The following is a 15,120-nucleotide window of genomic DNA, read 5'->3' on the forward strand; positions in this document are numbered from 1 at the left end:
ACGTTTTACTGCAAGGCCGACTTTCGCATAATTTATATTATGTCAAATTATGTGGATCTGGAAAAAATTTCCAAACACTCACAGTAAGCCGAAGCGCTCTAACGCGTGTTCCGCCTGCTGCTTGGCCTCGAAGCGCTCGAATAAGTATACGATGCAGTAAATTTATTTTATGATAGAGGCCAGTTGTACCGTGGGTCGGCCGACCTCTTTCATTGATGAGACCGCACGTATCAATACGTGCGTGTCTACTTACGTCCGGGAAAATCATGACCCTTATTCCACGCCAGCGTTTGCGCTGCCTCACGTTGGCTATCGCGGCATCATTTGCAGTTGTGCCTATAGCGCAAACCAGCGCAGCCCCCGTGCGCACGGCGCCGTCCCCCCTACCGCATATCGTCCATAAAAACGGCAAATTCGCCCTGATGGTCGATGGCGCGCCCTACCTCATTCTTGGCGGCCAGGCCAACAACTCAAGCAACTATGTCGATGTGCTGCCGAGCGTCTGGTCAGCTATCCGCGACATGAAAGCCAATACGCTGGCGATGCCAGTCGCCTGGGAACAGATTGAGCCTGAGGAAGGGAAGTTCGATTTCAAATGGGTGGACGAACTCATTCGCCAGGCACGTCAGAACGACGTCCGCCTCTGTCTGCTATGGTTTGGCACCTGGAAAAACACGAATCCCAACTACACCCCTGCATGGGTAAAGCTGGACAACCGGCGCTTTCCGCGCCTGATCAAAAAGGACGGCAAGACTTCCAACGCCTTATCGCCGCACGCCAAAACCACGCTGAATGCGGACATCGCTGCCTATTCCGCCTTGATGAAGCACCTCAAGGAAGTCGACGGCCAGCGCCATACTGTCATACTGATGCAGCCTGAAAATGAACCAGGTGTCTTCGGTAGCGTTCGCGACTATTCTCCCACCGCGAATGCCCTATTCCAACAGCCCGTCCCACAAGCACTGCTAACCCGTCTGAACAAGCAGCCCGGCACGTGGGAACAAGTATTTGGCGCTGACGCCGACGAATTCTTCCACGCCTGGTCCATCGCTTCCTATATCGACCAGGTGGCAGCTGCCGGCAAGGCCATCTACCCGCTGCCAACCTACGTCAACGCATCGCCGCGAGATCCGGACACGACCAAGAAATCGGTACCCGGCCTGTTCTACGGCAGCGGCGGTCCGACCTGGAACGTCATCGACATTTACAAGGTTGCGGCGCCGCACATCGACTTCCTCTCACCTGACATATACGTGCCCGAATCGGATGCTTATGAGGCCCAGCTCAAGCACTACCGCCGTCCCGACAATGCGCTCTACATCGCCGAAAGCGGCAGCAAGGACATCTACGCACGCTACATCTTCACCGTGCTGGGTCAAGGCGCTATCGGCTTCGATCCCTTCGGCTTCGACTACACCGGCTACAGCAACTATCCGCTGGGTGCGAAGGATTGGGGACCTGAAGCGGTGAAGCCATTCAGCCGCGTCTATAGCCTGTTTGCGCCTATGGCCCGCGAATGGGCGCGGCTAAGCTTTGAATCCGAAGTGTACGGTGTTTCGGAGCCGGATGACCACAGCGCCCAGGACATCGACCTCGGCCCAGTCTGGGCGGCCAAGGTCAGCTACCGGCAATGGGAGATGGGCGAAGCCTACTGGCTGCGCAAGAAGGATGATTTACCGAAGGGCTCGGACGTTCCTGGCGGTGGCGTCGCGTTGGCCAAGCTCAGCGCCAACGAGTACTTGGTGACGGGCCAAAATGCGCGCCTCACGTTTAGCGTCAGCAAAAACGTCAAGGACCGCGCCGCGATCTTCGAGCGTGTCGAGGAAGGTCGCTTCGTCAACGGCAAATGGGTCATGTCGCGAGTCTGGAACGGTGATCAGACTGACTATGGCCTCAACTTCACCAACCGCCCGGTGATCCTTAAAGTGAAACTCGGCGCCTATATTTTTTAGCTCTTCACCTGCACGAGCTTGCGGCACTGTGTCGCAAGCAAGTGTAAAAAAGCCAGGACCTCAGTCCTGGCTTTTTAATTGGCAATTCCTACGCGGTCAGAAGTCGTAACGCACCGTCATGCCAAGCTTGCGCTCTGGTGGAATACCGGTAAGGTTATAGCCGCCGACCAGCCCGTTCGATGCGACGCCGGGAGCATGAAATGGCTTGGGCGAACGGTTGAACACGTTCTGCACCCAGAAGGTCACATCCCAATCCTGGTTCTGATTGCGCACCCCGAAGAACAGGTCTACTGGCGTAAACGAAGCGATGTGCTGATCGTTTGGCTGGTTGTAGCGCGCCGGCGTATAACGCACAAGGCCACGAGCGAATGCTTCGAGATTGCCGATATCGTGCGTATATTCCGACTGCAGCGTCATGTTGAACTTGCCGTTCTGGGTGCCAAACTCGTCGGTCAGCGCACCGTTGCTGCGGCAGACCGACACCTGGCGCCCCGGCTGAACACTATTGCCGAGACGATCTGGCACGCCATCATTGTTCGAGTCGTTACAGTACAGCTCTGCGTTGTCATAGTGGGAATCGACATAGCTGAAGGAGGCCTGAGCACGCCAGTTCGGCAAAATGCGTAAAACGGCATTGGCTTCAATACCACGGCTAATCAAATCGCCATTGGTGTTGAGGTTAATCGTGCCGCTCGCGTCGCCCGGGTAGCTACCGCCAGCGCCCGGACCTGCCGGCTCCCCGGGTTTGGCGGCAGCGCGAACTGACAGCTCGTTCATGCGGCCGATAAAGTTTTTCAGATTTTGCTGGAAAATATCAGCGTTGAGTACCAAGCGACGTTCGAGCAGAGTGGACTTGACACCCAGTTCGATCGACCGCGATTTCTCCGGACGATAAGTGATCAGATCCGGAGACAGCCCTGGCGTGGTGACAAAGGCCGTCGTACCGCCCTCGCGATAGCCGGTTCCTGCGCTGACGTAGGCCATAACATTTTTGTTGAAGTTGTGGCGATAGCTGGCCGATCCGGTCCAGGCTTTGGTGTCGGTATGCGCACGGTCGTCCGGCAAGCCTTGCTGCTTCTGGCCAAAAACCTCGAGATACTGCTGGCTATACCCTTTATTTTTTTGCAGCCGCACGCCCAGCTCCAGCTGGTCGGCATCGGTCAACGCCAGCGTGTGGTCGGTAAACAGCGCAGTTCCCTTACCGTAGCTGCCGTCTGCTGTGGTTCCTTTCAGGGTCACTTCCAACGGCGGCGTGAAAGGCGTCGGGTAGTAGTACGGGAATTTTTGCGTGAATTCAGCGGGCCCGTCTGTATGGGAATAATAGGCGCCGACCATGTAGTTCCAGCGCCGTGCCCCGGTCGACTCGAACCGCAGTTCGTGCGTGCGCTGCTGGGTCGAGAATTTTACAAACTGCTGGTTGGACCAACCGGGAATGATGTTGCTAACGTCAGTGTCGCGGTCATCGGTTTCCGCACTGCGCTGGAAGCCGCCGATATAGCTGAGTTTATGGCCGGCGAATTCCCAACCGACGTTCAGAGACGTCAGCTTGGTATGGTTATAGAACCGGTAAGGACCGTCGACAACGGCGGCACGGTCGCCGTAGCCAAGCACCGGCCCGGGCTGTCCGTCAAATGGTTGGCCAATATTCATCGGATCATTGACAACATTGGAGGTCAGTACCTGGTGCACCAACAACACCTCCAGCGACTTGTTCGGTTGGTACAGCACCGAGATGCGCCCCCCCTTTCCACGATCACTGTCGGTGGCGCCATTGACGATATTGTGCACGCCATTCTCGCTGTAGTTGTACATGCCTGCGACCCGCAAAGCCAGCTCGTTGGGAATCAGCGGAACGTTGACGGCGGCCTGCGAGTTGCGCATATGATCGGAGCCGAAGGTCTGGCTCACGCGGCCACTGACAGCGCTGGTGTCCGGGCGCTGCGTGGCGATGGTGATCGAGCCCGCCGGCGAGGTCTGTCCGCGCAGCGTCCCTTGCGGCCCGTGCAGCACTTCGATACGGCCGATATCGAACATGGCGCGGAAGGCATTCGATGCCGAGATCGGCGTCTCGTTCCAGTAGATCTGCACCGACGGGCTGGTTCCCGTGTCCGGATTGAAGCTAATCCCGCGCAGGGTCACCGTCTGGCCGCGCCCGTCGCCCGGATCCAGCACCAGGCCCGGCACCAGCTTCTCAACGTCCTGGAACTGCTGAATATTCATTTTTTGCAGCATGTCGCCACTCACCGCATCGACCGACATGGCCACCGACTGGATGCTTTCCTTGCGCTTGTTCGCGGTCACAATGACTTCGGGGATCTTGCCATCGTCCTGACTGGACGCCTGCTGGGCCATAACCGGAAACGCCAGCGCCAGCGCCGTCGCGCAAAGCGTCAATTTGATTGCAGCATCGTTACTTTTCATCTTGTCTCCAAAAAATCCGTATGTTTGCTGATGCAGATGTTCTTATTGTTGCCAACTGCACCACCATCCTGAACCTGCACGACGTGGCAGGCATCGTCCATTCAGACGGTAAAACGGTTCACTCCGCCGGAATGAACCAAAAAACCACAGTGCCGAAAGCAGATTGGCTTACGTGCCAGACAGGACGAAGGACACAGGCTTGCCTGCGGTCGAATCAGGCGCAATCACCACCTCGTACTCACCAGCGTCCGCGCGTGTCTTGGCGTCCGCATGGACATAGGCAAGGTCTTGCGCGGTGAGCACAAATTCGATGGCCGCGCTCTCACCGGGATTCAGGTCGAGGTGCCGGATACCTTTCAACGCGCGCAGCGGCTGCACGATTTCAGCGACCTTGATTCGCAGGTACAGTTGGGCGACTTCATGATGCTTGCGCGTCCCGGTATTGGTCACGCGCGCCTTGACCACCACCCTGCCACTCTTGGAAATACGGGGCTGGTCAATTTCAGTCGCGCTGTAGGTAACAGTCGAGTACCCAAGCCCGTGCCCGAAAGGAAACAGCGCGCTGGTGGACACTTCCCGGTATCGCGCCCCGATCGGTGGCCCTTCGGTCAAGCTAGGCCTGCCGGTGACCCGGTGGTTGTAGTAAAACGGCTGCTGCCCCGCGCGGCGCGGAAAGCTGATGGGCAGGCGGCCTTGTGGTGCAAAGTCACCGAACAACACGTCAGCGATGGCGTTACCCGATTCCGAACCAAGGAACCAGGTGCAGACAATGGCTTGCGCATTCTTGACCGAGTTCGGCAATTCCAGCGCGCGCCCATGTTTGAGCAGTATCACCATCGGCTTGCCCACAGCGGCCACCGCGTCAATCAGGTCGATCTGCACCTTGGGGATAGTAATATCCACCCGGGAAGCTCCCTCGCCCGACATATTGGTCGCTTCGCCGACGTACACCACCACCACCTCGGCTGCGCGGGCCGCTGCTACGGCAGCGTCGATTCCGCCATCGAGCGGGCGTTCTATGCCGCTTCCCTGTACCACAGTCACGTTGGCATTTGCGCCCAGCGCGGCACGCACACCTTGTTCCAGCGTCACGGCCGACTTCATGTCGGGGAAGACCATCCACGGCCCCAGCGCATTGTTCTTGTCAGTAACGAACGGGCCGATCAATGCGATCGACTTGCCGGACTTAGGCAAAGGCAACAGGCCACGGTCATTTTTCAGCAGAACAATGGCCTTGCGTCCTGCCTCGCGGGCCAGGGCAATGGCCTCGGGCCGGCGAATATCCGTGGCCATGCGTGCCGGGTCGAGCGAGCGATACGGATTCTCGAACAGACCCAGCGCTTTCTTCACGCGCAACACGCGCCGTACCGCCTCATCCACCACCGCCACCTTCAGCCGTCCCGATTTGACCAATGCCGGAATATGCTTGAGATACAGGCCGCCCTGGATCGACATGTCGCAGCCAGCCATGACCGCCTTATACACAGCATCGGCATCGTCGGCGGCATAACCGTGTTCAACCAATTCTTTTTCAGAATTAAAATCCGACACGACGAGACCGCGGAATCCCCATTCGCCGCGCAGGATGCCGGTCAGCAGATGCCGATTGCCCGTGGACGGCACTCCCCCCGTATCGTTGAAGCTTGCCATCGTCGACAATGCCCCAGCGTCAAAGGCGGCCTTGAACGGCGGCAGATGCACTTCGCGCAGCGTGGTCTCTGGAATGTCTGCCGTGTTGTAGTCCATGCCACCCTGGACGGCGCCATAGCCGGCGAAATGCTTGGGGCATGCCAACAGCGAGTCGTTTGCGCGCAGATCGTTGCCCTGAAAGCCGCGCACGCGCGCCACAGCAAGGAGGCTGCCCAGCCAAGGATCTTCACCGGCGCCTTCAACGACACGCCCCCAGCGTTGGTCGCGCGCGATATCGACCGCTGGCGCAAACGTCCAGTGCACGCCAAATGCCGTGGCCTCAATCGCCGTCGCGCGTGCAGTGCGGGAGCACAGGTCGGCATCAAAACTCGCCGACTCCCCCAGGGGGACCGGGAACGCCGTCTTCAAGCCGTGGATGATGTCAGCGGCGAAGATCAGCGGAATACCCAGCCGCGACTTCTCAACCGCGATTTTTTGCATGGCGTGCCCCAGCTTCACGTCGTCGGCATTGAACAGGCCCGTCAGGCGACCTTGCGCGATCTCATCGAGTGTGCTCTGCAGACCCGGCTCCGGCCCCGTGTCGGGATTGACGAGGCGCCCCAAGCCCTGGGCACCGTTCATCGTCAACTGGCCGGCCTTTTCCTCGATCGTCATGCGTTTGAGCAAACGCTCAATGTAGGGATCTTCGGCTGTCATCCGCGCGGCAGCGAAGGCAGGCAGACTGAAGCCGATGGTGGTCATCGCCAGGGAGCCCGCCAGAAAATTCCGGCGCGCGTGGCTGGATGGGGAAGTGTCGTTCAGATTGTCCATAGTCATAGTCAGGGTTTGATCCGTTGTTCGTTGAGGCGCAGTTTCGCCTTCAGGACTGGCTGGTTGACGCTGGCGCCGACCTCGATGTCGTACGTCCCGGCAGCAACATGCCAGTTGTTCGCCGCCAAGTCGAAGCTGGCCATGACGCGCGGGTCGACCTCGACCGACACCTGCCGGCTCTCGCCCGGTTTGAGATCCACACGACTCCAGCCGATCAGGCGCTTGACGCCGTTGACACGAGCATATACTTGGGCAACGTCAGCGCCGGGACGCTTACCGACATTCGCAATGGCAAACGACAAGCGTGGACGCGTGCCCTCAGCCATGCGCAGGTTCTTGTAAGTGAAGCGTGTGTAACTCAGACCGTGGCCAAACGGGAACAGCGGTTTCGCCCCGGTTTTGTCGAACCAGCGATAGCCGGCGTTAGCACCTTCCGGATAGGTCACGGAAAACGGCTTCATGTCTTTCGGCAAACCATACAGGTCGCGCTGCACGGTCTCGCCCGCCATGTCGTAGCCGGGGATGGTGGGATTCGGCAGTTGCTCTTCGCTGGCCGGGAATGTCATCGCCAGCCGGCCGGACGGATTGACCGCCCCCGTCAATATGCGCGCAATCGCCTCACCGCCGCGCTGGCCCGGGTACCAGGCTTCCAGTACGGCGCCGGCCTTGTCCAGCCAAGGCATCAGGACCGGACCGCCGGTCACCAGCACCACCACCGTGGCAGGGTTGGCGCTCGCAACAGCCGCGATCAGCCCGTCCTGATTGTCCGGCAAACTCAGGTTCTTCACGTCCATCGTCTCGGTCGTGAACTGCTCGCCAATCACGATGACCAGATCGGCCTTGCCTGCAGCTTCGGCGGCCCGGCGCGGATCACTGCCATCGTCAAATGAAATGGTTGCCTGCGGCACGGCCTTGCGCAGGGCAGCCACCGGCGACGAATTGCTGTACAGCTTTTTGCCGAATGCTGCTGGCACCTTCAGCACAGCCCCGCCGACCGGGTTGACCTGCGAAGAGCCACCGCCGCCAGCGAGCACACCGACATCGGCATGGCCACCGACAACGAGGATGCGACGGACGGAGCTAGCAATGGGCAGCAACTTGCGTTCGTTCTTGAGCAGTACAATGCCGGCCTCCGCCACCTCCTGGGCAATGCGCCCGTTCGCCTCGTAGTCAATCGCTTTCTGCGCTGGCGGACGGTCAGCCAGGCCTACAGCATGAATCGAGTACAGGATGCGGCGTACCGACTGGTCCAGGTCCTCTTGTTTGACCGTGCCGGCGGCCAGCGCGGCGCGCAGCCGCGCCCCGAAATGGCCGGCATCGCCAGGCGTGGTACCCGATTCCTGATCAAGTCCCTGGGGCATGGACGGACCGTGTACGGCTCCCCAGTCGGACATGACAAAACCCTTGTAGCCCCAATCGCGGCGCAGGACATCGTTGAGCAAGAACGCATTTTCGCAACCAAACACGCCGTTGACCTTGTTGTAAGCACACATCACCGAGCCCGGCTGGCCGATCTCGATGCCGATCTCGAATGCCAGCAGATCGCTCTCGCGAAACGCGCCCTCCTCCATGTCCGCCGAGAGGATAGTGCGGCCAGTCTCCTGTGTGTTCAAAGCGAAGTGCTTGATGGTCGACATCACATGATTCGACTGAACGCCACGAATGGCATGGCCTGCCAGCGTTCCGGCCAGCAGCGGATCCTCACCAAAATATTCAAAATTGCGGCCGTTCCTCGGTTCACGCACCAGATTGACGCCGCCTGCAAGCAGCACGTTAAAGCCCTTGTCACGGGCCTCTGCTCCGATCATGGCGCTGCCGCGCTCGACCAGGCTGGGGTCCCACGTGGCTGCCAGCAAGGCAGTTGACGGCAACGCGGTCGCCACGTCGCCAGGCCGAAGCCCGCCCATCATGTTGGCAATACCGACGCTGGCGTCACTCTCCGTCAGGAACGGCACCCCCAGGCGCGGCACGCCCTTCACGTAACCGGCTCCCTTCGCAACGTCGGCACCCAGCTTGGGCTTTGCCGCAAATGGGTTAGTGCCGCGCACCAGATCGAACTTTTCGTCCAGCGTCATCTGTTTCAGAACCGAGTCCGCCCAGGCCTCGGAGGCACTCTGCGCCATGACAGGCAACGCCGCCATCCCCACCGAATATAATGCTAGCAGACAAGCTGCGACAACTAAGCGGTTCCGTCTTGGCCGTTGCTGGCAAGCAATCACTTCCCGTTTCATACATATCCTTTCGGTAATATCTCCTCCATCATAGTCCGTCGTTTATTCCCGACGGTCATCGTCCATTTGGACGGTGCATGACGCCCTCACCGCTTTCACAATTCAATCCAACAACCGATATCGATGCCGACATGGAGGAAGTGTGAAAACAAAACGAGCCATCCTGCCCCTTCTGCTGGCCTTGTTTGGCCCGAGCGCGAGAGGGGAAACGCTACCAGTAGCGCCGCGCCTGGGCGTGCAACTATGGTCCGTCAAAGACGAACTGCGACGGGACTTCGATGGGGTGCTGATCAAGCTTGCACAGATGGGATTTCAAGGTGTTGAATTCGCCGGCCAGTTCGGCCCCTACCGACAGAATCCGGTGGCCCTCAGGGCACTACTCGATCGCAGTGGCTTGGCGTGCGCCGGCGCTCATGTCGATATCAGGCAACTGGCGCCGCAACACTTCGAAGCGACTACAGCGTTTTACCGTACGCTCGGCTGTAACAATCTGGTGATCTCGGCGGACCGACGTGGCACCACGCCGGAGCTGGTTACGGAACTAGGCAGGGAACTGACTACCCTGTCTGCGACGCTGGCTACCCAAGGCATGCGCATCGGATACCATAACCACGCGCAGGAAATGGCCGGCACGATGGGCAGCACGCCGTGGGATCTCATTGCGCAGAACACTCCGGCTGAGGTGATACTGCAGCAAGACGTGGGTTGGACGGTATTCGCAGGCAAGAACCCCGTCACCTACGTGCAACGCTACCCGGGCCGCTCTGTCAGCATGCACTTAAAGGCTAAACTACCCGTAGGCGCGGCAGGAAAGCCGCTGATCGGCCAAGACGGCACGGACTGGAAGGGACTGGTCAGCGCTGCGCATCAAGTCGGCGGTACCCAATGGCTCATCGTCGAGCAGGAAGAGTACCCCGACGGCATGGGGCAACTAGATGCGGTGCGCACCTCACTGACGGGCCTGCGGTCAGCCGTGACGAATCTGAACAGGCGATAGCGGGGACTAGCCATCCCCGTCTGAACGGACGATGCTCGCGGGCCAGCGCGCGCTCACAATGCACCAGCGGCTGCTGTGAGTGCGTCGAATGGTTCACGACAGCCGTGCAACCCACCGGAGACACCCTAGATGAGTTTGACCCGCCGATATTTTCTTTCATCAATAACAGCTCTGGCTGGCGCGGCGACGTTGCCACTTGGCATTGCCAATGCCGTCAGCACCCGCAAGACTTTCCCGCAACTGCTTTCTCAGCAGTCCGCTCATGCGCGGCCGTGGGTACGCTGGTGGTGGCCGGGCGGCGCCGTGGTCGATGAAGAGTTGCGTCGGGAGCTTAAGGTCCTGAACGCGGCCGGATTTGGCGGTGCCGAAATTCAAGCCTTTAATCCGGGGATTCCGCATCTGAGCAAGCAGGAGCGCGTACAAGTCAATGACTACGCCAACCCAGCCTTTTACGCGCATGTCGATGCGTGCACCGACGAAGCCCTGCAACAAGGCTTGCAGATCGACCTGACGTTCGGCTCAGCGTGGCCATCCGGGGGCGGCTTTGCCATCACGCCAGAGCTGGCATTGCTTGAACTCACGCCAGCGGTGACCAGCGTTCAAGCACCGTTGAGCACACCGATACGCATCAACCTCCCCGTGCGCACACAGAAAATGGGGGCGCTCTCTCCGCTCGACGCCCGCGCCAAGGATCCTCGCGCCGCAGATTGGCGCGACCGCATCGCGGCGCGGCAAAAGCTCGTTGCCGTGGTCGCCATCAAGAGTACGGCACCGGTACTGGAAAATGACAAAAATTTCCGTTCGTCGGTGGTCAAGGCTGCCGGCAAGGCCGATCAGGTTGAGGGTATTGTCGTCACCGATAGATTAGGTCCAGATGGCGTGCTGAACTGGGTACCGCCCAGCGCTGGACACTGGCAAATCATCGCGTTCAAGCAGTTCGTGGTCGATAGCCCGGTGCTGGCCGGCGTCGGAGAAGGTCCGCAATTGGTGCTAGACCATTTTAAACGCGCCGCATTCGACGCGCATGCGCTGCGCGTCGGCGCTCCGCTGGCACGGCATGGCAAGCCGGCAAAGGCACTACGCGCCACCTTTGTTGACAGCCTGGAGCTAATGCCTGACTTGTATTGGTCGGAAGAGCTGTTGGCCGAGTTCAAGGCACGGCGCGGCTACGACCTGACACCGTACCTTCCGCATCTGCTGCAGCCAGGCTGGATGGAATCGTGGAACCCGCACGTATCGCTGCCCTATTTCGACGCTGGCTCCGCAGGGGACCGCATCCGGTCCGACTACCGGCTCACCTTGTCGGAACTGATTATTGAGAATTTCTACCGTCCGTTTGTGGACTGGAATCATAGCAACGGATTGTCCGCCCGCGTCCAGGCACATGGCGCTCCAGGCGACCTGTTAAAGATTTATGGACTTGCCGACATACCGGAAACCGAGGATCTGGAAGGCACTGGCAACACGCATTTCCTGCGTATGGCGCGCGCAGCATCCAACCTGTACGGCCGCAAGCGGGTGAGTTGCGAAAGCCTGTGCTGGCCTTTGCAGTCGTTCGAAATAACGCCGGCGCAGTGGCAGGCGCGCGTCAATCTCCTGTTTGTGAGCGGAGTCAATGCCATCGTCGTGCATGGTTTTCCGTACGCGCTGCACCGAGAGGCCTGGCCCGGCTGGTATCCGTTCGCTCCGAGTCCCTTCCTGCCGGGCTTCACAAGCATGATCAACGAAGCGAATCCGCTATGGAACGCGATCGGTAGCCTCAATACCTATATCAGCGGAGTCCAAGGCATTATGCAGAACAGCGACAATGTCGTGCCGTTGGCCGTCTACCTGGGTGATAGCACGTATTTCCACGGTATCGAACCCAAGTCAACCGAGGAGTTAATCGCGCATTTACTGGACAATGGCTACGACTACGACCGCATCAACGACGACAGTATTGCGCACAGCCGCGTGGTCAATGGTGCGCTGGTCACACCCGGCGGTGCTCGCTACGGCGCGCTAATCCTGCCTGCGCGCCCGAGCCTGCATGCGCCGTCGGCAACGCAGTTGGCGCGATTCGCTCAAGCAGGCTTACCAATCTTTTTCACCGACCAGCCACCAACGCATGCGGCCGGTTATCGTGACCATGCGGCGCAGGACGCGCTGGTCCGCGAGTCCGTGCAGGCCGCGCTGCATGCAGGTGCGCGCACCGCCAAGTCCGAGTCGCTGGCAGCCGTGCTACGCCAGGCCAGAATTCCGGACAATCTGGCGTTTACCAGCGCATCGTGCCTGTTCATCGAGAAAACGCTGGACGGCCGCTCCGCATACTTCCTGCACAACGCGAAGGACCAAGCCGAGACCATCAGTTTCACCACCCGTGCAGCAGGCTACCCGGAACGCTGGAATCCCGCCAATGGCGAGCGGACGGGATTGCATGCACGTATCAAAGACGGTCGAACGGAAATCACTGTCGACATCGAGGCTGGTGGTGCCGCACTGATTGTCTTCACCGACCGCCGCCTGGCGCCGCCGCCTGCCTGGCTGCCAGCCGACCGGATCGACCTCAGCGCAGGGCCGTGGACACTGCAAATCGACGGACACGGGCAGAATGGCAGAGCCGTACAACATAGCCTGACGCTCGACCAGCTGCGCGACTGGCGTGCCATAGACGGCTTGGCCGACTGTTCCGGGCAGGGCACTTATCGCGTTGACGTAACGGTTCCCGCCGATTGGTTGAAGGTCGGCAGTAAAGTGATGCTGGACCTGGGTGCCGTGCACGATATGGCCATTGTGACCACCGCCGGCAAGCAGCAGTTGACGCTGTTCGCCCCGCCGTTCGAGGCCAATATCACGACGATGCTGCGCCCAGGGCGGAATCAGCTGCAAATCGGGATTTTTAACAGCCCGAATAATGCCATGATCGACCTGAAAAAACCCGGGCTCAAAAACCTTAAACCGCAACCCGCTGGTTTGCTTGGTCCCGTTAGACTGGTGCTGAAGCACGCGAGGACCGCAGCCTAAAAAGGCGCCGGCAAATGCCGGCGCCTTTCCTTCAAGGTAGCACAAGCTGCGTCTTGCCCCTCGTGATGCCCTGCTCATTGACAGCATCAACCGCGACATAATACTTCTGCCCACTGTTCAGACTGCCAACGGTCACCGTCGATGCGCCATCGTAGACCTGAAAATTCTGGTTCATCAGGTCGGGCTCTACCCCCAGCCGGACAATGTAGAAGTCCGTGTTCTTAACGGGCTTCCACGATATTGAGGCGCGACGCGCGTCGTCCTGTTGACGAGTCGCCGTGACCTGACCTACCGCGACGGGTCGCTGGCCTTGGCCATGACCGAACACCCGCAAGTCGTACAAGGAAAACTTGCCGTTATCAGGTGTATGGACATTTTTAATCCGAATGTAGCGCACCAACTCGGGCTTGGCCAGTACGCGGTAATCATGCGGCGCATCGCGCCCGCCCGTCGACTGATCGATCAAGATACGCCAACTCGCGCCGTCGTCCGAGCCTTCCAATACATAGCGGTACACGTCGCGGCTAATGCCGCGGCCAGCGCTGTCCTGGTCGGCGAAATTAAGCTGTACAGCCTCGACAGTCTTGAGCCCCCGTAGATCCATTTGCAGCCATTCCGTCGATTCTCCGGTCTGGGCGGACCACACTGTACGGATATCCTCGTCGCTCGCATTCTCCGCCGGGTATCCTTCCAGCGTCGACGACACTGTCACTGGCTTGTGCCGTGAGAGCAACATCCAGCCGGTCAACTCACGCTTGCCACCGATGTAGCGCGGATAGTCGCCCAAATAGGTATCAGCCATCAATGCGCCCCCCTCCGAGAACGAAGCTGGGAACAGGCCCAGGCGTCGTTCGAATTTGAATCGCTTGGAGATCGTCATTGTGCCGATGTGCCACCACTGGCCGTCAGCCCCTTGGAAGGTGCTGCTATGCCCCGCGCCAGCGGCAAATCCGGTCGGCTTGAACGAGAACGGACTGTAGGGCTCGTACTTGAACGGCCCCATCGGCGAGTTGGAAGTCAGCACGCCATCGGCGTAGGTCTTGTATTCCGTTCCGGGCGACGCGTATTGCAGGTAGTACTTCCCCTGGTATTTCGTCATCCATGCGCCTTCAACGAAACTCTCCGCACTGTCGATCTCATTATTGTCACCAACGACCTCCCAACCGCGTTGCGCCTTGTTCCGCGACGCCGGTACATCGGCCTTGCGCAGTGGCTGGAAGGTCACCGGGTCAAGCTCATATACCCGCAGGACATCTTTACCGCTCAGCCCTTCGTACATGTACAACCGGCCGTCGTCGTCAAGGAACAGGCAAGGATCGTTGTAGCCAGGCCGGATGTCGGCGGCCTTGCTCCAGCTGCCCGTCAATGGATCGTCCGTGGTCCAGATGTCGGGCGTGTTCTCGCTTGCCGTCATGTAAAGCCGATTGTTCATGACCAGTGCCGTCGGGGCATAACGATTGACGGGAAAGCCGGTTGGCTCAACGAACTCCCATTTGAGCAGATCGAACGACCACCAATAGCCCTTGGAGTGGGAGGCGAACAGCCAGTAACGGTCCTTGAACCACACCATAGTAGGATCGGCGGCCTCGCGGAGTGAGCGGAACTGGTAGCGATATGGCAAATCCACCGGATTGGCATACGTGGCAAAGCGGTCCGCTGCGTTGGCCGGAAAACATGCGGATGACGCGACAACCAGTCCGAGACCGGCGACGAGCAAGGTTTTTTTGACTTTTAACATTTCGGTATACCCACATAAAGAATGATCCCAACGCAAGTATGGGCTGTAACGGCAGGCGGCGGACCGTCTGAACGGACGATGTGGCGCCGCCCTTTCAGCGGCAACATGGCATGCCAACCAACCGATCCGCTCGCCATCCACGATTTACCCTTCTGATGAACCTTTTCTCCTCCCTTGATGCGCTTGTTTTCTCAATCTACTTCGTGGTCGTCGCCAGCTACGGCCTCTGGTGGTGACCCTGCCGGCAATGCATCACGCTTAGATCCAAGGAAACTCTTTTATGCCAATTCATCGTGTATTTCGCCGTGTTCCCGTTCC

Annotated in this window: 7 protein-coding genes; 3 read left to right on the forward strand and 4 right to left on the reverse strand. The window is 59.4% G+C overall.

All coding sequences use genetic code 11. The annotated features are described in order from the left end of the window. Window positions 1-266: 266 nt before the first annotated feature. Window positions 267-1,952 carry a DUF5597 domain-containing protein gene (locus GM676_RS01665; RefSeq protein WP_155461632.1) on the forward strand — a complete coding sequence of 562 codons (1,686 nt, stop codon included), beginning with the start codon at window positions 267-269 and terminating at the stop codon, window positions 1,950-1,952. Window positions 1,953-2,048: 96 nt separating this feature from the next. Here GM676_RS01665 and GM676_RS01670 read toward each other — a convergent pair whose 3' ends face one another. From GM676_RS01670 to GM676_RS01680, 3 genes are all read right to left on the reverse strand, one after another. Continuing rightward, window positions 2,049-4,373, reverse strand: coding sequence for a TonB-dependent receptor (locus GM676_RS01670; RefSeq protein WP_155461633.1), 2,325 nt, complete (start codon window positions 4,371-4,373; stop codon window positions 2,049-2,051). Window positions 4,374-4,541: 168 nt separating this feature from the next. Then, window positions 4,542-6,833, reverse strand: a complete 2,292-nt coding sequence (gene bglX, locus GM676_RS01675) for a beta-glucosidase BglX (protein ID WP_211923127.1) — start codon at window positions 6,831-6,833, stop codon at window positions 4,542-4,544. 8 nt (window positions 6,834-6,841) lie between these two features. Further along, a complete protein-coding gene (locus tag GM676_RS01680; RefSeq protein WP_155461634.1) occupies window positions 6,842-9,064 on the reverse strand; it encodes a beta-glucosidase family protein in 2,223 nt (740 codons plus the stop codon). 142 nt (window positions 9,065-9,206) lie between these two features. Here GM676_RS01680 and GM676_RS01685 point away from each other — a divergent pair, with 142 nt between their 5' ends. Together GM676_RS01685 and GM676_RS01690 are read left to right on the forward strand one after the other, a co-directional pair. After that, window positions 9,207-10,061 carry a sugar phosphate isomerase/epimerase family protein gene (locus GM676_RS01685; protein WP_211923128.1) on the forward strand — a complete coding sequence of 285 codons (855 nt, stop codon included), beginning with the start codon at window positions 9,207-9,209 and terminating at the stop codon, window positions 10,059-10,061. A 129-nt stretch (window positions 10,062-10,190) separates the two neighbouring features. Continuing rightward, on the forward strand, window positions 10,191-13,064 hold the full coding sequence (locus GM676_RS01690; protein WP_155461635.1) for a glycosyl hydrolase: 2,874 nt from the start codon (window positions 10,191-10,193) through the stop codon (window positions 13,062-13,064). Between the two features lie 31 nt (window positions 13,065-13,095). Here the strand turns inward: GM676_RS01690 and GM676_RS01695 are convergent, their stop codons facing one another. Further along, a complete protein-coding gene (locus GM676_RS01695) occupies window positions 13,096-14,802 on the reverse strand; it encodes a family 43 glycosylhydrolase (RefSeq protein ID WP_155461636.1) in 1,707 nt (568 codons plus the stop codon). Window positions 14,803-15,120 lie beyond the last annotated feature (318 nt).

It is taken from the genome of Duganella radicis, assembly GCF_009720825.1.
Lineage (GTDB): Bacteria > Pseudomonadota > Gammaproteobacteria > Burkholderiales > Burkholderiaceae_D > Rugamonas > Rugamonas radicis.

Coding starts and splice junctions, on each gene's coding strand:
- GM676_RS01665 (WP_155461632.1), top strand. CDS start 267: ATGACCCTTATTCCACGCCAGCGTTTGCGCTGCCTCACGTTGGCTATC.
- GM676_RS01670 (WP_155461633.1), bottom strand. CDS start 4,373: ATGAAAAGTAACGATGCTGCAATCAAATTGACGCTTTGCGCGACGGCG.
- bglX (WP_211923127.1), bottom strand. CDS start 6,833: ATGGACAATCTGAACGACACTTCCCCATCCAGCCACGCGCGCCGGAAT.
- GM676_RS01680 (WP_155461634.1), bottom strand. CDS start 9,064: ATGAAACGGGAAGTGATTGCTTGCCAGCAACGGCCAAGACGGAACCGC.
- GM676_RS01690 (WP_155461635.1), top strand. CDS start 10,191: ATGAGTTTGACCCGCCGATATTTTCTTTCATCAATAACAGCTCTGGCT.
- GM676_RS01695 (WP_155461636.1), bottom strand. CDS start 14,802: ATGTTAAAAGTCAAAAAAACCTTGCTCGTCGCCGGTCTCGGACTGGTT.